Here is a 19188-nt window from a genome sequence, read left to right as displayed (position 1 = left end):
CGATATGCGGGATACCGCCGTGAATATCTCGGCTATATTCAGATCTTGCCGAGCATTTGTAGCCTGGCGCCATGGACCGCATCGACCGGCAGATCCTCACGATCCTCCTCACTGACGGCCGCGCCACCTACCAGGAGTTGGGGCGTCAGGTCCGCCTGTCGGCCAACACCGTCGCCGACCGCGTACGCAGGCTCCAGGCGGCCGGCGTGGTGCGCGGATACCGCGCCGAACTGAACCTGGCGGCGTTCGGGCGCGGGATGGAACTGCTCAGCGACATCCGGCTGCGCGAGGGCGTGGACCGCACGGCCTTCGAGGAGCAGCTGCCCGACGTGCCGCAGGTCGTCGGCGCGATGCGGCTGACCGGGGACTACGACTACCAGCTGCGCGTGGCCTGCACCGACGCCCGAGAGTTCGAGACGGTCATCGACCGGCTCAAAGCCGACTTCGGCGTTCGGGAGTTGAGGAGCCGGCTCCTGCTGCACGAGGTCCCGCTGGGGCCGGAGCGTGTGCTGGAGCCCTGAGGGACCGGCTGCCGACGGCGGCCGCGACGAGGAGCGCGGCGAGGGCGGTGAGGCCGATCCCGCGCCAGCCGAGGGCGTCGAGCAGCGGCGCGGCGACGGCGGTGCCGACGGCGCCGCTGGTGAAGTACAGCACGAGGTAGAGGCTGCGGAGGCTGCCGGCCCGGTCGGGGGAGAGGGCGATGATCCGGCTCTGGTTGGCGGCCTGCGCGGCGAAGCATCCGGCGTCGAAGACCGCGAGTGCGAGGGCGGTGACCAGCGGGTTGCCGAGCCCGGTGGCGAGCAGTGCGGTGCCCGCCGCCGCGGCCAGTATGCTCGCGACGATCACCGTGCCCGGGGCGTACCGGTCGGTGAGGCGGCCGGTCAGCGGGAGCGCCGCGAAGCCGAGCAGTCCAGCCAGGCTGTACAGGCCGATGGCGCCCGGGCCGAGGGAGTGGGGCGGCTGGGCGAGTGCGAGGGCGAGCGTGACCCAGATCAGGTTGAAGGCGAAATACCACAGCCCGCCGGTGACCGCCGCGCGGCGCAGTTCGGGGAACCGGCGCAGCAGCGGTGGGAGCGAGGCGAGCGCGGCCCGGTAACCGCGCTCGGCGTGCGGCCGCTGCCGCGGCAGGAGAGCGGCGGCGGCGATGGCGCCGAGCAGCGCGAGCGCGGCGAAGACGAGGAGCATCCGCCGCCACCCGATGGCTCCGCCGAGCGCCCCGCCCGCCAGCCGGCTGAGCAGGATGCCGGCCGACATGCCGGCGGCCACCGTGGCAACTCCGGCTCCTCGGCGTCCTGTTGGCGCGTGCCGGCCCGCGATGCTGCTGGCCTGCGCCGCGACGCTCGCGGTCGCGCCGATGAGCAGATAGGCGGCGAGGAGCGCGCCCGCGCCGGGTGCCGCCGCGGCCAGGGCGAGGGCGGTGGCCAGCGCGGTCAGCTGGATGCCGACCAGGCGGTTGGGGGCGAGGCGGTCGGTGAGGGGCAGCAGGAGGGCGAACCCGGTCATGCAGCCGGTGAGCGCGGCGGTCGGCACCAGTCCGATCACGGCGAGCGGTACGCCCAAGTCGGCGGCAACGGTGGTGAGTTCGGGCTGGATGGCGTAGTTGTTCGCGATCGCCGTACCGGCTGTGGCGGCCAGCAGGAGCGTGCCGCCGCGGGGGAGCGGTCGGGTCACGGCGTGGTGCCGCGGGTCAGGACGACGGCGTAACGGCACTCGGAGTGTGAGGTGTTGGCGAAGACGCGCTCGGCGGGCTCACCCAGCTCGATGGTGTCGCCCGCCTCCAGCTCATGGACCGTGTCGCCGTCATGGAAGGTCAGCCGGCCGTCGAGGACCCAGACGACCTGGCGGACGAAGGCGAAGGCGGCGGCCGGATACGGCACACGCGCGCCGGCCGGCAGCCGGATCTCGGCGATCTCCGCAGGGAAGCGCGGACCGGTGATCTGGCGGCGCCGGTATCCGGTCGCGGGGTCGCGCCACTCGGCCGTGTCCGCGGGCCGGCGCACGCCCGTCGCGCCCGCGGCGGTCTCGCGCGCGGTGTCCTCCGGCGTCCCCTCGGCGAGGGCGAGCAGGGAGGCGACGCTGAGCTGGAAGGCCGCGGACAGCTTGCCCAGGACGACCGCCGTGGGGCTGCTCTCCGCGCGCTCGATCCGGCTGATCATCGCCTGGGACACGCCGGAGGCGTCGGCGAGCTGGGCCAGCGTCCAGCGGCGGCGTTCCCGCTCGGTGCGGACGCGGGCCGCGATCTGCCCCACCAGAGGATCTACTATGTTGGACATGGCTTCAATATACGCAAGAAGCGCGTCGGCCGTGACGGTGCGCCCCGCCCGGCCCGACGACGTGGCGGCGATCGGCGCGATCCGCGACCACGCGATCGAGCACTCGACGGCCCTGTGGACCCGGACCCCGCAGACGCCGGAGCAGGCGGTCACCTGGCTCGCCGCTCATCTGGAGCGCGGCTCGGCGTTCGTCGCCGAAGTCGACGGCGAGGTCGCCGGGTTCGCCGTCTACGGCCCCTGGCGGGAGCTGGACGGCTACCGGCACACGGTGGAGAACTCGGTCTACGTCCGCGAGGACCGGCACGGGCTCGGCATCGGATCCGCACTGCTGACCGCCCTCATCACGGACGCGCGCGAGGTCGGCCACCACGTGATGATCGCCGGAATCGAAGCCGGGAACACCCCCTCGATCCGGCTGCACGAACGCTTCGGGTTCCAGGTCTCCGGCACGCTCCCGGAGGTCGGCACCAAGTTCGGCCGCTGGCTCGACCTGACGCTCATGCGACTGCCCCTGTCCTGAGCCCGTCGAGCACGTGCTGCCGGTGACGACGTCACGTGGGCTGGGCCGGGATCCGGACACGGACCCCGTAGCCGCCGTCCGGGGTCGGGCCGGCGGAGAACGTGCCGTGCAGGATCTCGGGGCGCTCCCGCAGCCCGACCAGGCCCTGCCGCGAGCCGGGCAGGGGCAGGGACGGGCGGGTGGGGCGGCTGTTGGTGACGGTGACACCGACGTCGTCGCCCTCGCACCACAGCTCCACGGTCGCCCCGGCTCCCGGAGCGTGCTTGCGCACGTTCGTCAGGGCTTCCTGCACGGTGCGGTAGATCGCCCGCTGGGCGGGTGTGCTGACCGTGTCGGGCAGCACACCGGTCAGCTCCGCGTCGATGCCGCTCGTCGCGACCAGCTTGCGGATGTCGGCCAGCGTGGGCTGTGGTGTCAGCTCGGTGGCGCGGCCACCGGAGGCGCGCAGCAGCGTGACCATGTTCCTCAGTTCGTCCAGCGTGGAGACGCTCAGCGAACGGATGGTGCGGGCGGCCTCCCGGGCGTCCGTGTCCCTGGCCCCGACCTGAAGCGCACCGGCCTGGACGGCGATCAGGCTCACCTGGTGCGAGACGACGTCGTGCATCTCCCGGGCCAGCTGGGCGCGTTCCCGGGCGAGCACGGCCTGGGCGTGCAGGGCCCGCTCGTGCTCCCTGGCCTCCTCGATCTCGGCCAGGCGCTGGGACAAGTCCCGCCGCGCCTGCACCAGTTGACCGAACAGTACGGGCGCGGCGGTGCCCGCGAGGGTGTAGACGAACTGGATCAGCGTCCAGGTACGGTCGCGCGAGTCGGGGTCGTGCCAGGGCCAGGGCGCGGCGGAGGCCGCCGCCATCAGCACGGCGCACGCTCCCAACAGGCGGCGGTCGCGCCTCCGTTCGGCGAGGGCGAACAGGGCCGCGAGCGGGGCCACGACGAGGTCCCCGACCACCGCGGCCGGCACCGTGAGCAGGACGACGACGAGCGGGACGCAGCGGCGCAGCGCGAGGGCGGCACAGGCCAGAGCGGCGGGACCCGCCTCGGGCCACGAGCTGCCCGAGACCGCGAGCCAGGCGTCCCCGGCCGCCACGGCGACGAGCCCGGCGTCCCGCACGGGCGCCGGAACCCGTGCCCAGCCGGTCCGGCGGCCGTTCACCGGCCGGTCACCGCTCGGCCCTCGGCCTGCGCCGTTCGTCCAGGAGCCGGGCACGCTGGGCGATGAGCGCGGCCTGGATACGGCCGGTCACGCGCAGCTTGGCGAAGATCGCGCTCAGGTGATCCTTCACCGTGCCGGCGCTCAGATGCAGACGCGTCCCTATGTCGGCGTTCGACAGCCCCTCCGCGACCAGTGTCAGCACATCGCGTTCGCGTGCGGTCAGCCGCTCCACCCGGGCCGACTCCTCGGCCTCCTCGGCGTTCACCGCCTCGGCACCGGGGTGGCCGAGCAGCAGGGCACGGGACGCCTTGGGGGACATGACGACGCCGCCCGCGGCGAGCGTGCGCACCATCTGGGCCAGCTGTTCCGGCTCGGTGTCCTTGAGCAGGAAGCCGGCCGCCCCGTGACGCAGCGCCGCGAGCACGTACTCGTCGGTGTCGAACGTCGTCAGCATCGCCACCACGGGCCCGTCCGGGAGCCCCCGCACCTCGCGCAGCACGGTGAGCCCATCGACGTCCGGCATGCGGATGTCCAGCAGGACGACGTCCGGACGTGCGTCGCGGACCCGGGCCACGGCGTCGGCGCCGCCGGCCGTCGCGACCACCTCGATGTCGTCGGCGGCGTTCAGGATGAGCTGGAAGCCGGAGCGGACGAGGGCCTCGTCGTCCACCACCACGACCCGGATCACATGCACCCCGGCCCGCTCCTGTCCGACCTGTCCGGACGCCTACGACCTTAAGAGGGCCCGGCCACCACCAGGGTTGCCCCGGTGGGCGGAACCAGCCGATCGGGGGGTGTCCTCCCGCCGCCCGGCGGGGGCGGCCCGGCCGGGCGACGGATACCGCACCGGCCGGGTCCGGTCCCAGGCTGGACGCATGACGCACAGCACAGAGGCGCCGGCGGCGAACGCCCGGTGAGGGGACACCTCGGCGGCGGAAAGGAGGCCGTCTTCCTGATCGTCGTGGCGTCGGCCGCGGTCCTGGGCGTGCTCCGGCCCGACCTGTACGCCGCCCTCACCCACCGCGCCGCGACAGCGATCGCAGGAATGTTCGGCTGAACGCACCACGAAGAGACCCATGAAGATCACTTTCCTGCTCTACGACGCCTACCGCACCAGTGGCACGGTCCGCGCCACGATCAACCTCGCCGGCGCCCTCGCCGACCGGCACGACGTGGAGATCGTCTCCTGCCACCGCACCGCCGACCACCCCCGCCCGGCACCCCCGCCCCGCGTGCGGATGCGCGCCCTGGTGGACCTGCGGCCCACCTCCCGGCACTACGTGGGCACCGCCGCCGAGCAGCGGACCCCGGGCACCGTGTGCCCCCACGACACGGTGCACGACGGCCCGACGCCGCCCAGCGGACTCGGCGAGGCGAGGCTCGCGGCCCACCTGAAGGACAGCGATGCCGACGTGGTGATCGCGACCCGCCCGTACCTGACCTGCTTCCTGGCCGAGCACGGCCGCCCCGACCAGCTGCGCATCGGGCAGGAACACGCCGCCCGCGACCTCCACCCGGACGCGCTCAGGGACGACCTCGACGCGGCCGTGCCCCTGCTCGACGCCTACGTGACCGTGTCCGCCGCGGACGCGCGCGCCCACCGCCGGGCCCTGCCCTGCGCGCCGACGCGCCTCACCGCCATCCCCGTCTGCACCCCCGAGCCCCGTGCGGAACCCTCGACCGGGACGTCGCGGACCGTGGTGGCAGCGGGACGGCTCACGCCGGCCGAACAGGACGACCGGCTCCTCGACGCCTTCGCCAAGGTCGTGGCCGTACACCCGGACTGGACCCTGCGCGTCTACGGCCACGGTCGCGAGCGCGGCCGCCTGCGCCGTCGTATCGACGAACTCGCCCTGCACGACAACGTCCTGCTGATGGGCGCGCGCACGCCCATGGAACCGGAGTGGGCCAAGGGCGCCATCGCCGTCGTGCCGCACCGCACCGAACCCTCCGGCACGACCCTCCTGGCGGCGATGAGCTGCGGGGTGCCCGTGGTGAGCACCGACCGCGACCACGCGCCCCGCGAGATCATCACGCACGGCGAGGACGGTCTGCTCGTCCCGGCGGAGGGAGCCGTCGAGGACGCCCTCGCCGACGCGGTGTGCCGCCTGATCGAGAACGACGCCGAGCGCCACCGGATGGCCGCCGCGGCCCGCCGGACCTCCGTACGCTTCCGTCCCCGGCACATCGCCGCGCAGTACGACGCCCTCTTCCTCGACCTCGCGCCGGAACTGGCCTCCCGCGGCGGGCACGGCCGACGGCCGCGCGCGGCACACCGTGACACCGACGGCGGCCGCCCCCTGTGGCGCCGTGCGCTGGAACTGGTCGGCCTGGCCGGATTCGGCTCGCCGGTCCGGGTCGGCTGCCGGGTCCTGCCCGACGGCTCGCTCGCCTTCCGCACCGCCGACCCCGCCCTCGCACCCGACGCCTGGCAACTCGTCCTGCGCCTGCGGGGCACAGCGGCGGCGGGCGAGGTGCTGAGACTGCGCCTGGAGCCCCGGGCGGCGGAGGCCGGAACGTCCTTGGAGGCGAAGCTGGACAAGGGATCGCGTGCCCTCACCGAAGGACACTGGGACGCCTTCGTCCAGCACGTCAGCGGCAACAGGTCCCGCCCGGTCCTCGCGGGGCCGGTCGAGACGGCACGGCTCCTGGACCCCGCCGCGCGCCGCCCGGCCGACGCGGGATGTACCGCATGGATCCCGTACCAGGCACCGGACGGCGGCCTGGCCCTGCGCACCTGGCACCGACCGGCCCATGCGGAGGTGTCGTCGATCGCCGCCGGCGACACAGCCATCCGGCTGACCGGCTCGCTCCACGGCAGCGTCGCCCGCGCCCACCACTACCGGTTCCGGGCCCGGCTCCGGGGCCGGCACGCATGGGCCTTCGACGGGCGGTGCTACGTCGATCCGTACGGCGACTTCGAGATCGGCATCCCCCTCGCCGCCGTGGCCGAGCACCATCCCGGCGGTCAGGCACGGTGGGAGCTGCGCCTGAGCGCGTACGGCGGCCCCGAGGTCCGGCTCGGCATGCTGACCGGAGACCTCGCGGACCGGCGCGACGTCACCTCGTTCCCGACGGCCTCGTACGCGGGGCCCGCAGGCCGCGTGACCGTCGAGCCCTGTCTGACACCGGACCACGAACTCGCCCTCGTCAGCTCCCTCGCCCCGGGCGGAAGTTCCGCACCGGAGTAGGCCGTGCGTGCACGCACAGGCCTGGGAATGTCCCCGGCGTCGTGCTCGGTCACCCCCGTCCGTCGTCAGCGTGTCGCGGCGCGTGTCCCGCCGCCACCCATGCGTGCACGACCGTCACGGGCACGTGTCCGTCGGCGGCGATCACGTGCTCGGGTACGCCCGTCAGCCACGCGGCGAGTGCGGCTCTGCGCAGACGGGCGGTGCGGGTGGCGAGGCCCGCCCGCAGGGCGCTCGCGGAGCCGGCGGTCAGCCGCGGGGCGTCCTCGGCCAGTTGGCGGGCGGCCCGGCGGACGGCGTGGCGGGCGCGCCGGGCGTCGAGGTCGCTCATGCCACCGCCTCCCGCTCCGCGTCGAGCGAGGTGTCGTCCAGGTGCCAGTGCAGGTCACGTACGCCTGGTTCCAGGGACAGCCGGGCGATGAGCTGTTCCAGTGCCCGGGCGGGGTCGCCGTTCAGTGCGACGGCCGCCCGCAGGCTGGTGCCGCCCTCGTCGTCGCGCCGTACCCGCAGCCCGGTGGGTGCGAGGCCGTCGCCCGCGAGAGCCTGGGACAGCAGCGCGCGCACATGCGTCTCGTCGGCGCGCTCGCAGACCAGGTGGACGGTGGCGCGTACGCCCTCGTTGTCGGGGTCGCGCTGCGGCACGCGGTCGATCAGCCGGCCCGCGGGGCGCAGGAACGCGTGCACGCCGAGGACGGTGGCCGTCGCGATCGCGCACAGCGCCAGCCGGCCGGAGGCGGCGAGCACGCCGACCGCCGCCGAACACCACAGCGTGGCCGCGGTGTTGAGGCCGCGCACGCCACCGCCCTCGCGCAGGATGACGCCACCGCCGAGGAATCCGATGCCGGAGACGACGTAGGAGGCGACCCGGGTGGGGCTGCCGGGGTCGCCGACGGCCTCGCTGTAGAGGACGAACAGCGTGGCACCGACGGCCACCAGGGCGTTGGTGCGCAGCCCGGCCATCCGGGCGCGCCACTGCCGCTCCACGCCGATCAGAGCACCGCAGGCGACGCCGACGGCGAGCCGGAGAACGAAGTCGAAAGTGGTCAGGTTCGCCATGGGAACCTCCCCTCGCCCCGCCGCAGCGGGACAGGTCGAGGGCATGGCGGCCGTCCGCCCGGCCGTACCGCCGGGGGAGGGCTACCGGATGCCCGAGGAGTCGGGGGACATGGGACTGGGGGGCCGGTCGGGGCCCGGACTGCTGCTGGGATCCATGCCGCTCACCTCCTCCTCGACGCTCTCTCTATATTTGCACATATGTGCAACTAGTGCCGCTCCGGAACGCCACCGGACGTCCTGCGCATGACCGGCTACCATACTTGCATGGAAGCGCAAGTAGCGTCGTGGGACGAGGAGCGGGCCGGGCGATCGGTGGCCGTGCTCAAGGCGGTTGCCGACCCCTCGCGCTACCGGCTGCTGTGGGCGCTGAGCGAGCGGGAACTGCCGGTCAGCAGGCTCGCCGAGCTGATCGAGGCGCATGTCGCGGCCACCTCCCAGCACCTGGCGAAACTGCGCTCGGCCGGACTGGTGACCTCACGGCGGGAGGGCACGCGCATCTTCTACCGGGCCACGGGTCCGCAGGTGCGGGCGCTGCTGGAGAGCGCGGTGCTGGTCACGGACGAGGCCGCGGCCGCGGGGGAGGTCGGGCCGGCCGGAGCAGGGGAGGCGGTCGTCGCGCAGGAGCGTGGTGCCCCCGTACGCGCGGCCGGGGTCCGGCGCACGGCCACGGAACACTGACCCACGGAACGCCCACGGCGGAACAGGGTGCACGGAACGCCGGTGCCGCCGGTTGCGGCGCGTGCTCAGTCCCGCCGCGTGCCGGTCGCGGCCAGGCGTGTGTCGTCGCTCTCGTCGAGGTGGTACTCCTGCGGCTCGGCGTCGTAGGAGTACAGCTCGGCGTAGCGGCCCCAGTCCGTGGCCGTCTCGAGCTGGCGGGTGACCTGCTCGGCGGTGAAATGGTGGGCGAGCAGATCGCGGAAGAAGCCGGCGCGCAGGGTGCCGCCCGAGTTGTTCCGCAGGCTCTGCGTGATCAGCGTGACCAGTGGGGCGCGCTGCACGGCCTCGGCGAAGATCTTCTTCGACTCCTGCACGTCGGCCCCCGCGAACGCCGTACCGATGTCGGTCAGCAGCAGGTCGTCCCCGCTGAGCGTGGTGAAGCCGAGCAGGTCGAGCGCGTCGACCTGGGGCAGCAAGTCGTCCACCGCCAGGCCGAGTTCGTCGGCGAGGTCGGCGAGGTCGCAGCGGCCGCCGCGGTCGAGCACCAGCTCCGCGAGCCCGGACAGCCCGTCGACACTGGCCGGCGGCAGCGGGGCGTTCGCGGGGGTGCGCTTCTCCAGCTCCGCAGCCTCCTGACGGCCGGGGACGCGGCCCTCCTTCTGGCGGCCGGTCATGGTCCGGTAGACGCTGTCGACAAGGTCGTCGAAGGCGGCCGAGTTACGGTCCCGGGGCCGCTCCAGGCCGACGTCGAAGACCTCGCGGATCGTGCCGTACGGGCGGGCGCCCAGGACGACGATCCGGTCGGCCATCAGCACGGCCTCCTCGATGTTGTGGGTGACCAGCACGATGGCGCGGGTCGGGAACTGGCCGGACTCCCACAGCTCCATCAGCTCGCCGCGCAGGTTCTCGGCGGTCAGCACGTCGAGGGCGGAGAACGGCTCGTCCATCATCAGCACGTCCGGCTCCACGACGAGGGCGCGCGCGAAGCCGACGCGCTGGCGCATACCGCCGGAAAGCTCTTTGGGGTACGCCGACTCGAAGCCGTCGAGGCCGATCAGGTCGATGGCCTGCCGGGTGGCGTCGGCGCGCTCGGCGGCCGGAACTCCCTTGGCCTCCAAACCCAGTTCGACGTTCTGCTGGACGGTCAGCCAGGGCAGCAGCGCGAAGGTCTGGAACACCATGGCCGTACCCGGATTGGCGCCGGTGAGCGGGGTGCCCCGGTAGGCGACGGTGCCGGAACTGGCGGGCACGAGCCCGGCCAGGCAGCGCAGCAGGGTGGACTTGCCGGAGCCCGACTTGCCGAGCAGGGCGACGACCTCGCCTGCGCGGACCTGGAGGTCGATGCCGGACAGGACGGGCAGCTCGCCGTCGGCACCGGCGTACGACTTGGTCAGGCCGGCGGTCTCCAGCAGCAGCTCGCCGTCGGCGGGCCGGCGGGGCGTGTCGGCGGTCAGGTGGGCAAGGCCCGCCCGGGCCCGGCGGTCGGCGCGCAGGCCGCGCAGAACGTTCAGCACCATGACGTCCGGCCCGACGTACTGCTCGGGCCGGCCGTGTCCGTGGCCGTCGAGGTTGCGGCGGCAGGGGTCTCCGGGTGGTCCAGCCCGTACCGGACGGCGACCATCCCGCCGAGCGAGTGGCCGACCGGAACGGCGTGCGGGACGGCGAGAGCGTCCAGCACCGCGGTCACGTCGGCGAGCACCGCGGGGAACGTCCACGCACCGGCCCCGGAACGGCCGTGTGCCCGCAGGACCATGGCGTTGCCACGATGACGCGGCGTCAACCGCGGCGTCACGGGGCCCAGTCGGCCGGAGTGCGTCCGGCTCCGTGCAGAAGGAGCAACGGCGGCCCGTCTCCGTCCCACCCTGGGGTCCGTCGACGACGACATGATCATCCGCGAGCAAGGAAGCGAGCCGGGGGCCGTTCGGCACATATTGGATCTATGCCAGGTGCTGGGTGAGGAAGAGCGCCGCGCGATCGAGCGCCTGGTCCGCCTCGTCCAGCACACCGGCGAACGCCTGGAACACGTGCGGCACTTCGGCGGTGACGTCCAGGATCACGTCCACCCCCGCCTCCCTCGCGCGTGCGGCCATGCGCGTGGCGTCGTCCAGCAGCACCTCGTTGGTGCCCACCTGGAGCAGCATCGGCGGGAAACCCGTCAGGTCGGCGTGGAGCACGGGGCTGATGAGCTCCTGGTGCGGGTCCTGACCCGCGAGGTACATGGCACCCGTGTGTGCCAGGCCCTCGCGTGTGAAGAACGGGTCGAGGCCGGCCTTCGTGTCCATGCTCTCGCCGCTCCGGGTGCCGTCGAACCCGGGGGAGAAGGCCACGATCGCCCCGGGCGGCGGCAGTCCCGCGGCGCGGGCCGCGAGGCACGTCGTGACGGTGAGGCCGCCGCCGGCGGAGTCCCCGGCGAACGCGAGGGACGCAGGGTCCTCACCGGCGTCGAGCAGCGCGCGGTAGGCGGCGAGCGCATCGTCGATCGCGGCCGGGAACGGGTGCTCGGGGGCGAGTCGGTAGTCCGGCGAGAAGGCCCTGACGCCGGTCCTGGCGACGAGGTTCCCCGTCAGCGACAGCGCGGTCTCGGGCGAACCGTACACATGGCCGCCGCCGTGGAAGTAGAGGATCGTGCCCGCACGCGGGCTCGCGTCCCGGGGTTCGACCAGCAGCGTGCGTCGGGACCCGAGGGTGACGTCCGTGGTCCGGATGCCGTCCGGCACGATCATCGTGGCCATCATCGCCGCGAACCCCGACCGGATCTCCTCGACCGGCTGCGGGCCCTCGGGCCGTGGTGTGCGCAGCATCGCGTCGATCCTCGCGCGTTGTTCCCTGCTCATCGGTGTCCCTTCCGCCGGTGGATCTCCCGCGCCACAAGTAGATGCCGCTACAGTATATGCCGTGGCATGTAAATCAAGCGGCTCCATCGCCGACCCCAGTACCTTCTTCGCCGACCTGGTCCGCTGCGAGACGCGTCTGTACAACGCGCTCAACGACCGGCTGCGCGAGCGACACGGGATCGTCACCTCGCAGTTCGAGTTCCTGCGCTACCTGCGGGAGCATCCCGGATCGCGGGTGGCCGACCTCGCTGCCGAGTTCGCCATCGGGATCGGGGCGACGAGCAAGGGGATCGACCGCCTGGAACGACACGGCTGGGTCGCCCGGCAGCCGAATCCGGCCGACCGCCGCTCGTCGCTGCTGACACTCACCGACGACGGCGCACGCCTGAGCGACGCCGCCGAGCAGACCTTCACCGAGCGCCTGACCGAACTGCTGGAAGGCGCTCTCGGCCGGCCTCAGACGGCGGCAGCCGCACAGGTCCTGTCGGTGCTGCGCACCGCGTTGGAGCGCGAGGGCGTCGGCCTACCGACCGGCTGACGCCGTGGTGGACCGGGAGTTACGGGAGTTGATGGTCAGGAGAGCGCCACTTCGGCCTTCAATTGTTCACCGGCCCTTTTCGGTGAGCATGTTGATCATCTTGATCAGGTCGTGGCCCGGGTTGCCCTCGGAGTCGGTCCCGTGCGCGTCGGCGCCTTCGAAGGTGGCGGCCTCGACGCTGCGGGGGAACAGGGCCTGCTCGTACTCGGTGAGTGCGGCCTCGATGTCGTCGGGGTGCGCGGCGAGGGCCTTGCCGAGTTCGGCGCCGTCGAGCATGGCCAGGTTGGCGCCTTCGCCGTTCGGGGGCGCGAGGTGGGCCGCGTCACCGAGCAGCGTCGCCCCCGGCACCCGGTCCCATCGGTGCCCGGTCGGCAGAGCGTAGAGGGGGCGCAGGACCGGCCCGCTGTCGGCCTCGGTGATGAGCGCGGTGAGCTCGGGTGCCCAGCCGTCGAACTCCGCCGCGATCCGCGCGGTGGCCTCGTCGGAATCGCTGAAATCGACGGCGGCGAACCAGTCCTGCGGCTCGGACAGCCCCACGTAGGCGTGCAGGGTGTCGTCCTGCTCCCGGTGCGCGAAGATGTCCCTGCCCGGCGTGGCCGCGATCATCGACCCGCCGCCGACCGCTTTTGCGGCGGCCGGGTGCCGGGTGGCGGCGTCGAACAGATAGGTCTCGACGACCGACTTGCCGGTGTACCGGGGTGTGGCGGCGGAGAGCAGCGGGCGGACGCGTGACCACGCGCCGTCGGCGCCGACCAGCAGGCTGGTGACGACGCTGGTGCCGTCGGCGAAGGTCACCTCGTGGCGGCCCGCACCGAGGGTCCGGGTGGCGCTGACCTTGTGCCCCCACCGGACGGTGCCGGTCGGGAGGGAGTCGAGCAGGATCTGTCGCAGCTCGCCGCGCTGCACCTCGGGGCGTCCGCCCGTGCCGTCGTCGGCTTTGTCGAGCAGTACGGTCCCGTCCGGGTCGAGGATCCGTAGCGCCTGCCGGCCCGCCAGGATGAGACCACGGAACTCGGCCATCAAGTCAGCTTCCTCTAGGGCGAGTTGACCACTGTAGTCGTGGATGTCGAGCAGACCGCCCTGCGCACGCGCCGCTGGGGATTGCTCCGCCTCGTAGACCGTGGCGGGGATGTCGTGGAGGTGCAGGACGCGGGCGAGCGTGAGGCCGCCGAGTCCGGCACCGATGATCGTGACGTGAGTCCGCATGATGGCTCCTTGGGATCGGGCCGCCCGGTGAGTTCCGGCCGGCCGTCTCCCTGAAGGTGTCAGCCGCCGCCGACGCACCCCCGACATCGGACCGACTGCCTCCGACAGGTCACCGACACGGCACACCGGTCCCGACACCCCATGGAACGGCGTCCGGCTCACCGGCCGCGCTCGCCCGGCCCGTGCTCGTCGGCAACCGTGGCGCCGTGGACGGCGCGCCACCGTCGCCGGGCTGACCGACTCCACCACCACACCCGCCGACCGGGTCGGCCTCGTGCGGCGGACCGGCGCCGGCTTCCGCGCACGGGGGGTGCCGCGTGCGGCCGTGAACACGGCCACCCAGCCGGGGCGCGGCCGACGTGACCACGCCCTCCGCGCTCAAGTGCCGCTCACACGCCGTTAGTCGAGGGTCAGTGTGACACCTCGTGCGACGGGTGCTCGGCACACAGACACCCGACGCCCCGTTCGATCCACTCCTGGCCGGCCCACTCCGGATGCCGTTCGACGAGCAGCGCCCGCACCTCGGCGACGATCTCGTCCTCGCTCATCGCCGAGTCACGCCTGCGCCAGGTCTCGTCGCGCAGCTCGCGCAGATAGTCGCGGACCGCCGTGAGGACCTCCGGGCCGCCGGGTTCACCGTGTCCGGGAACCACCGTCCGGACTCCGCGGGCGCCCAGCCGCTCCAGCACCTCCAGCCACCGGACACCGGAGACGTCCGTGTCGTACGGCGGGAACCACGGGAAGATCGCGAACTGCCCGGTCTCGGCGAGGTCCCCGGTGAACAGCACATCGGCGTCCGGCACTTCGACCACCTGGTCGCCCTTGGTGTGCCCCCGGCCGGCGGGTCGCAGCCGTACGACACGGTCGCCGAGGTCGAGGTCGTGCGTGCCGTCGAACACCTCGTCCGGAGTAGGCACCCCGATGCCTGCCAGCCGGTGGGCGACCGGCCCGCCGAAGCCCCGGAACATCTCCAGATACGCCGGTCCCTTCGCCGCGAGGTCGTCCGCCTGGGCGCGGTTGACGAGATACGTGGCCCGGTCGGCGAAGGCCTGCGCACCGAACGCGTGCTCCGGGTGGAAGTGCGTCGTGGTCAGGTACAGCCGACGGCCCCGGGCGACCTCGGACGCGAACGCGAGGACCTGCTCGGCGTTGGCGGTGCCCAGACCGGTCTCGACGACGAGCACGGCCCGAGTGCCGCCGATGACACCGACGTTGGGCACCAACTGGGCCCGCTGGTTCGGGATCACCAGCAGGTCGGGGGCGATCTCCCGGGCGGCGGCGACCCGCACGGCGGGGTCGGGGATGTGCACGCCCGCCAGGTCTCCCGGCAGGCTCCGGCCCGTGCCCTGCCCGGTGTCCCGCGCCGAGCCCTGTGCCGTGTTCCGCGTCATGCGCTGTGCCCTGTCCTGTGCCCTGTCCTGTGTCATACGGCGATTCCACCGCCGTGGCGTCGCGGCCGTCCAAGACCGGCTGGGTGTACGCCATACCGCACGGGTATCGTCACCGGTCATGGAGCTACGCACGCTGCGATATTTCGTGGCCGTCGCCGAGGAACTCCACTTCGGCCGGGCCGCCGCCCGGCTGCACATGAGCCAGCCACCCCTGAGCAGGGCGATCAGACAGCTGGAGACCGGCCTGGGTACGCCGTTGCTGCACCGCGCCGCAACGGGGGTCGCGCTCACCCCCGCCGGGACGACCCTGTTGAAGGAGGCGCGCGCCCTTCTCGGCCACGCCGACCAGGTACGCGTGCGCGTGGCCGCGGCGGCGGGCGTCGCGACGCTCACCGTCGGCATCCTGGGCGACGGCACCGACAGGGGAGCCGCCCGGCTCGCCGCCGCGTACCGGCGCCGGCACCCGGGCATCGGCATCCGGGTCCGCGAGACCGACCTGACCGATCCGACGTGCGGGCTGCGCGCGGGACTGGTCGACGTCGCCCTGACCCGCGCACCGTTCGACGAGACCGGACTGACCGTGCACGACCTGCGGGCCGACCCGGTGGGAGCGGTGCTGCGCGCCGACGACCCGCTGGCCCGACGCGAGAAGCTGTGCCTCGCCGACCTGGCGGCCCGGCACTGGTTCCGGTTCCCGGAGGACGCGGACGAGGCGTGGCGGACGTACTGGAACGGCGGCCGATCCCGCCAGGGGCCGGTGGTGCGCGCCGTCCAGGAGTGCCTGCACGCCGTGCTCTGGAACGGCACGGTCGGCATGGCCCCGCTCGGCCACGAACTCCCCGCGGAGCTGACCGTGGTCCCGCTGGCCGACATGCCGCCGAGCCGCGTCGTGGTGGCGACGAACGAGGGCGACACGAACCCGCTGACCCACTCGTTCGTCGGGCTTGCGCAGGCCGCCTACCGGACGTGAACGACGTCATCCGCACGCGCGACGACGCCATCGGTAGGTGCGCCGCGGTCCGCTCGGAGCGGGCCGGTTGACCTTCACCCTGGGGGAGGCCACAGCATCGGTGGGGCCGGGCGACGTGCCCGGTACGAGGAGGGGCGGGGCATGGAGTTGCTGACCATCGGGGCGTTCGCGAAGGCGTCCCGGCTCTCCCCGAAGGCACTGCGTCTCTACGACGAACTCGGCCTGCTCGCACCCGCTCGCGTCGACCCGGTGACCGGCTACCGCCTGTACGCACCGGACCAGTTGGGCCGGGCCCGGCTGGTCGCCTGGCTCCGGCGGCTGGGCATGCCCCTGGCCCGGATCCAGCGCGTCTGCACGCTGGAGGCAGACCAGGCGGCCCAGGAGATCCGGTCGTTCTGGGCCCGGGTGGAGGCCGACACCGCCGCACGACGGGACCTTGCCACCTTCCTCATCGGCCATCTGACCTGGAAGGAGCCCACCATGGCCGTGACCGCCAACCCCCTGGAGATCCGGTACGCCGCACACTCCGACGCCGGCCTCGTCCGCGACGGCAACCAGGACACCGTCTACGCCGACGCACACCTGCTCGCCGTCGCCGACGGCTGCGGCCGCACAGGCGCACCCGCGAGCAGGGCCGCCGTCGACGCGCTCAAGGGCCTGGCGGCCGAGGGCATTCCGGCCGAGGGCATTCCGGCCGGCGACCTCCTCAACGTCCTCGAAGACGCCGTCGACCGGGCCCGGCGGGTCGTGCAGGGGGTCGCCGGCAGCGGCTCCTCCGTCGAAGCGGCCGGGACGACCCTCACCGCGATGCTCTGGACCGGCGCGCAGATGGCTCTCGTCCACATCGGCGACTCGCGGGTCTACCTGCTGCGCGACGGGCAGCTGTTCCAGATCACCCACGATCACACCCTGGTGCAGTCGATGGTGGACGAAGGGCATCTCACCCCGGAGGAGGCCGCCTGCCACCCCCAGCGGTCGCTGTTGGTCCGTGCGCTGGGCCGGGGAGCCGACGGCACCCCGGACATGCGTCTGCACGACGCCCGGCCGGACGACCGGTACCTGCTCTGCTCCGACGGTCTGTCCAGCGTCGTACCGGCCGACGAGATCCGCCAGGTGCTCACCGAGTCGGCGGAGCCCGACCAGGCCGTCCGCGACCTCATCGCCCTCGCCAACGGTTCCGGCGGTCCCGACAACGTCAGCTGCGTGGTGGCGGACGTCATGGAGCGCCGGCGGTAGCGGCGGGGCGCGCGCACCATCCGGGAAGTCGCGCCCGGCTCAGAGGAAACCCAGAGCTTCCCGCTGCTGGTGCGGACCCGCACGCCGCGCTAGATGTGGAGTGTCATGTCCATGCGGGAGCTTGAGTCCGCCGCCAGGTTTCCCCGAACTGAGGAGTGACCCCCATGAACTTCTCGCTCGCATCGACGTTACGCACCGCGCGCCCGGTCGTGCAGGCCGTGTTTCGGCTGGTGACCGGATTCCTCTTCGCCTGCCACGGCGCGGCGTCCCTGTTCGGAGTCCTGGGCGGCTCCCACGGCGGCGGCGCCGTGCCCACCCTCCAGTGGCCCGGATGGTGGGCAGCGGTCATCGAGCTGGTGGGTGGCGTCCTGGTGTCCCTGGGCCTGTTCACCCGGGCGGCGGCCGTCGTCTGCTCCGGCTCCATGGCCTACGCCTACTTCAGCGTCCATCAGCCGCACGCGCTGTTCCCGATGGTCAACGGGGGCGAGCCGGCCGTCCTGTTCTGCTGGACGTTCCTGCTGATCGCCTGCCTCGGCCCTGGCGCCTACGCGCTCGACGCACTCGTGAAGAGGGAGGCGATCACCACGGCGGACGAGAGCCAGGCACCGGTGCCCATCGCGTAGCCCGTCCGACCGGAACGCACCGTTCCATCCACCCCGCATACGGCGCGAGAGCCCTTCGGCGAGGCCGAGGGCTCTCGCGTGCCGACAGCAGGCCGAGGGGCTGATGCCGTTGGATCGGCGGACGGTGAACGGGGGCGGTGGACGCGGGCGGCGATCGGGTTCCGCAGCGATGCCCGGCCCGGCTCCCGTATGCGCCGGCCGCTGTCGCCACACTCGGGCCGCGCGCCGAGGGTGACGAACCCCGGCAGCGGCGCTGTGCCCGCTATTCGACGGCCGGATCCTCCTGGGCGTGCCGCAGAGCCTCCTTCACGGACTTCTCCAGCTCGAACCGGCTGGTTCCGGTCGCCGCGGCATGCGCGGTGACGGCCGCCTGCACCGCCTCGGCCGCCTCCCGCCAGCGACGCAACTGCGCTTCGTACTCCTCGCCGTCGAGCCCGGCGAGCTTCGCGCGCTCTTCCTCGGCGGATCGTTCCAGTTTGATCAACTCATCGGGTACCTCTGCCACGGGCACGGATCGTAGACGCCGCGAGCACGGCGAGGAGTGCCGGACGCACCGGCCGATCGGGTGGTCAGAAACCGACACGTCGGCCTCGGCTCGTTGGGACACGGCCAGGACGTACAACACACCCTCGGCTGCCGTCACTTGAGTCTGGGCACGGCGGCGTCCGGGAGGCGTCAGGGCAGGGTCAGGACGCGGGGGCCCTGGTCGGTGATGGCCACGGTGTGCTCGATGTGGGCGGCCCTGCTGCCGTCGGTGGTCCGCAGGGTCCAGCCGTCGATGTCGGTCCGGTAGGTGTTCTGCCCGCCGGCCATGAGCATGGGCTCGATGGCGAGGACCAGCCCGTGGCGGAGGGGGAAGCCCCGGCCGGGGCGGCCGCGGTTGGGGACGTGAGGGTCTTCGTGCATGCGGCGGCCGATGCCGTGCCCGCCGAAGTCGGCGGGCATGCCGCAGCCCGCCTTGCGGGCGACGGTGTCGATGGCGTGGGAGATGTCGCCGATGCGACTGCCCACCTGGGCGGCGGCGATGCCGGCGTCGAGGGCCTGCTGGGTGGCGTCGATCAGATCGAGGTCGCCGGGGCGTGGCGTTCCGACGGTGAAGGTGATGGCCGCGTCGCCCGTCCAGCCGTCGAGCTCGGCGCCGCAGTCGATGCTCAGCAGGTCGCCGTCGCGCAGCCGGTAGCCGGTGGGGATGCCGTGTGACACCGCGTCGTTGACGGACGTGCAGATCACGGCAGGGAAGGGCACGGGGGCGAAGGACGGCCGGTATCCGAGGAACGGGGAGCCGGCTCCGGCCTCGGCCAGGGCCGACCGGGCCGCTTCGTCCAGTTCTCGCAGGGGCACCCCCACGCCGGCCGCCTCCCGGGCTGCGGCCAGGGCGCGGGCCACCACACGCCCGGCTTCCCGCATCGCGTCCAATGCGGCATCGGTCTTGATCTCCACCATGTGCGTGACTCCCCGCAGCACGTCGTTCCAATACTTATACCGGTATTAGTATCACGGTCGTGGTGAGAACTCCTCTGACACCGCGAGAACGGGAACGCGGCGG

The 19188-nt window shown here is 73.1% G+C and carries 22 protein-coding genes; 9 read left to right on the top strand and 13 right to left on the bottom strand.

Annotated features, from left to right (window positions below; genetic code table 11):
• Nucleotides 1-71 precede the first annotated feature (71 nt).
• Nucleotides 72-521: an Lrp/AsnC family transcriptional regulator gene (locus ACZ4MF_RS19410; protein ID WP_467493191.1), complete on the top strand. Its 450-nt coding sequence runs from the start codon at nt 72-74 to the stop codon at nt 519-521.
• On the opposite strand, the gene ACZ4MF_RS19405 is transcribed toward ACZ4MF_RS19410, so the two are convergent.
• Both ACZ4MF_RS19405 and ACZ4MF_RS19400 read right to left on the bottom strand, forming a co-directional pair.
• Nucleotides 433-1671, bottom strand: coding sequence for an MFS transporter (locus ACZ4MF_RS19405; RefSeq protein ID WP_467493190.1), 1239 nt, complete (start codon nt 1669-1671; stop codon nt 433-435). The two genes, ACZ4MF_RS19410 and ACZ4MF_RS19405, sit on opposite strands and share 89 nt — an antisense overlap.
• Nucleotides 1668-2273: a helix-turn-helix domain-containing protein gene (locus tag ACZ4MF_RS19400; protein WP_467493189.1), complete on the bottom strand. Its 606-nt coding sequence runs from the start codon at nt 2271-2273 to the stop codon at nt 1668-1670. Before ACZ4MF_RS19400 ends, ACZ4MF_RS19405 begins: the two co-directional genes overlap by 4 nt.
• On the opposite strand from ACZ4MF_RS19400, the gene ACZ4MF_RS19395 reads away from it, so the two are divergent.
• The gene (locus tag ACZ4MF_RS19395; RefSeq protein WP_467493188.1) at nt 2272-2793 is read left to right on the top strand and encodes a GNAT family N-acetyltransferase; all 522 of its coding nucleotides are present in this window, start codon (nt 2272-2274) and stop codon (nt 2791-2793) included. The two genes, ACZ4MF_RS19400 and ACZ4MF_RS19395, sit on opposite strands and share 2 nt — an antisense overlap.
• Nucleotides 2794-2824: 31 nt before the next feature.
• On the opposite strand, the gene ACZ4MF_RS19390 is transcribed toward ACZ4MF_RS19395, so the two are convergent.
• Together ACZ4MF_RS19390 and ACZ4MF_RS19385 are read right to left on the bottom strand one after the other, a co-directional pair.
• Entirely contained in the window at nt 2825-3943 is a 1119-nt protein-coding gene (locus ACZ4MF_RS19390) for a sensor histidine kinase (RefSeq protein ID WP_467493187.1), read from the bottom strand.
• 7 nt (nt 3944-3950) lie between these two features.
• Nucleotides 3951-4631 carry a response regulator gene (locus ACZ4MF_RS19385; protein WP_467493339.1) on the bottom strand — a complete coding sequence of 227 codons (681 nt, stop codon included), beginning with the start codon at nt 4629-4631 and terminating at the stop codon, nt 3951-3953.
• 225 nt (nt 4632-4856) lie between these two features.
• Between ACZ4MF_RS19385 and ACZ4MF_RS19380 the strand changes: the two genes are divergently transcribed.
• On the top strand, nt 4857-5000 hold the full coding sequence (locus tag ACZ4MF_RS19380) for a hypothetical protein (protein ID WP_467493186.1): 144 nt from the start codon (nt 4857-4859) through the stop codon (nt 4998-5000).
• A 19-nt stretch (nt 5001-5019) separates the two neighbouring features.
• Complete coding sequence (locus tag ACZ4MF_RS19375) at nt 5020-7134, top strand: glycosyltransferase (RefSeq protein ID WP_467493185.1); 2115 nt, start codon at nt 5020-5022, stop codon at nt 7132-7134.
• Nucleotides 7135-7183: 49 nt separating this feature from the next.
• Here the strand turns inward: ACZ4MF_RS19375 and ACZ4MF_RS19370 are convergent, their stop codons facing one another.
• On the bottom strand, nt 7184-7462 hold the full coding sequence (locus tag ACZ4MF_RS19370; protein ID WP_356031492.1) for a hypothetical protein: 279 nt from the start codon (nt 7460-7462) through the stop codon (nt 7184-7186).
• Nucleotides 7459-8187 carry an MgtC/SapB family protein gene (locus ACZ4MF_RS19365; RefSeq protein WP_356031495.1) on the bottom strand — a complete coding sequence of 243 codons (729 nt, stop codon included), beginning with the start codon at nt 8185-8187 and terminating at the stop codon, nt 7459-7461. The genes ACZ4MF_RS19370 and ACZ4MF_RS19365 overlap by 4 nt, the downstream gene beginning before the upstream one ends.
• A 264-nt stretch (nt 8188-8451) precedes the next feature.
• On the opposite strand from ACZ4MF_RS19365, the gene ACZ4MF_RS19360 reads away from it, so the two are divergent.
• A complete protein-coding gene (locus tag ACZ4MF_RS19360) occupies nt 8452-8865 on the top strand; it encodes an ArsR/SmtB family transcription factor (RefSeq protein ID WP_467493184.1) in 414 nt (137 codons plus the stop codon).
• Nucleotides 8866-8930: 65 nt separating this feature from the next.
• Here ACZ4MF_RS19360 and ACZ4MF_RS19355 read toward each other — a convergent pair whose 3' ends face one another.
• The 3 genes from ACZ4MF_RS19355 to ACZ4MF_RS19345 form a co-directional block, all read right to left on the bottom strand.
• On the bottom strand, nt 8931-10361 hold the full coding sequence (locus tag ACZ4MF_RS19355; protein WP_467493183.1) for an ABC transporter ATP-binding protein: 1431 nt from the start codon (nt 10359-10361) through the stop codon (nt 8931-8933).
• Entirely contained in the window at nt 10352-10597 is a 246-nt protein-coding gene (locus ACZ4MF_RS19350; RefSeq protein WP_467493182.1) for an alpha/beta fold hydrolase, read from the bottom strand. Before ACZ4MF_RS19350 ends, ACZ4MF_RS19355 begins: the two co-directional genes overlap by 10 nt.
• Nucleotides 10598-10781: 184 nt before the next feature.
• Nucleotides 10782-11678 (bottom strand): alpha/beta hydrolase, encoded by an 897-nt coding sequence (locus ACZ4MF_RS19345; protein WP_467493181.1) that lies wholly within the window; start codon nt 11676-11678, stop codon nt 10782-10784.
• A 61-nt stretch (nt 11679-11739) separates the two neighbouring features.
• On the opposite strand from ACZ4MF_RS19345, the gene ACZ4MF_RS19340 reads away from it, so the two are divergent.
• Nucleotides 11740-12216 carry a MarR family winged helix-turn-helix transcriptional regulator gene (locus ACZ4MF_RS19340; RefSeq protein ID WP_467493180.1) on the top strand — a complete coding sequence of 159 codons (477 nt, stop codon included), beginning with the start codon at nt 11740-11742 and terminating at the stop codon, nt 12214-12216.
• A 66-nt stretch (nt 12217-12282) separates the two neighbouring features.
• Here the strand turns inward: ACZ4MF_RS19340 and ACZ4MF_RS19335 are convergent, their stop codons facing one another.
• Together ACZ4MF_RS19335 and ACZ4MF_RS19330 are read right to left on the bottom strand one after the other, a co-directional pair.
• Nucleotides 12283-13422 carry an FAD-dependent oxidoreductase gene (locus ACZ4MF_RS19335; RefSeq protein ID WP_467493179.1) on the bottom strand — a complete coding sequence of 380 codons (1140 nt, stop codon included), beginning with the start codon at nt 13420-13422 and terminating at the stop codon, nt 12283-12285.
• A 410-nt stretch (nt 13423-13832) separates the two neighbouring features.
• Complete coding sequence (locus ACZ4MF_RS19330; RefSeq protein ID WP_467493178.1) at nt 13833-14813, bottom strand: MBL fold metallo-hydrolase; 981 nt, start codon at nt 14811-14813, stop codon at nt 13833-13835.
• A gap of 118 nt (nt 14814-14931) precedes the next feature.
• Between ACZ4MF_RS19330 and ACZ4MF_RS19325 the strand changes: the two genes are divergently transcribed.
• The 3 genes from ACZ4MF_RS19325 to ACZ4MF_RS19315 all read left to right on the top strand — a co-directional run bounded on the left by ACZ4MF_RS19325 (nt 14932) and on the right by ACZ4MF_RS19315 (nt 17642).
• Nucleotides 14932-15783, top strand: coding sequence for a LysR family transcriptional regulator (locus ACZ4MF_RS19325; RefSeq protein WP_467493177.1), 852 nt, complete (start codon nt 14932-14934; stop codon nt 15781-15783).
• A gap of 141 nt (nt 15784-15924) precedes the next feature.
• A complete protein-coding gene (locus tag ACZ4MF_RS19320; RefSeq protein ID WP_467493176.1) occupies nt 15925-17019 on the top strand; it encodes a MerR family transcriptional regulator in 1095 nt (364 codons plus the stop codon).
• Nucleotides 17020-17183: 164 nt separating this feature from the next.
• Nucleotides 17184-17642 carry a DoxX family protein gene (locus ACZ4MF_RS19315; protein ID WP_467493175.1) on the top strand — a complete coding sequence of 153 codons (459 nt, stop codon included), beginning with the start codon at nt 17184-17186 and terminating at the stop codon, nt 17640-17642.
• 262 nt (nt 17643-17904) lie between these two features.
• On the opposite strand, the gene ACZ4MF_RS19310 is transcribed toward ACZ4MF_RS19315, so the two are convergent.
• Both ACZ4MF_RS19310 and map read right to left on the bottom strand, forming a co-directional pair.
• Nucleotides 17905-18147, bottom strand: coding sequence for a hypothetical protein (locus tag ACZ4MF_RS19310; protein WP_356031528.1), 243 nt, complete (start codon nt 18145-18147; stop codon nt 17905-17907).
• Nucleotides 18148-18317: 170 nt separating this feature from the next.
• Nucleotides 18318-19085 carry a type I methionyl aminopeptidase gene (map, locus tag ACZ4MF_RS19305; protein WP_467493174.1) on the bottom strand — a complete coding sequence of 256 codons (768 nt, stop codon included), beginning with the start codon at nt 19083-19085 and terminating at the stop codon, nt 18318-18320.
• Nucleotides 19086-19188: the final 103 nt, after the last annotated feature.

This window comes from Streptomyces sp. NPDC025793, from assembly GCF_055558375.1.
The sequence above is the reverse complement of the archived record's forward strand: the minus strand, read 5'-3'. Positions and strand labels throughout refer to the sequence as shown.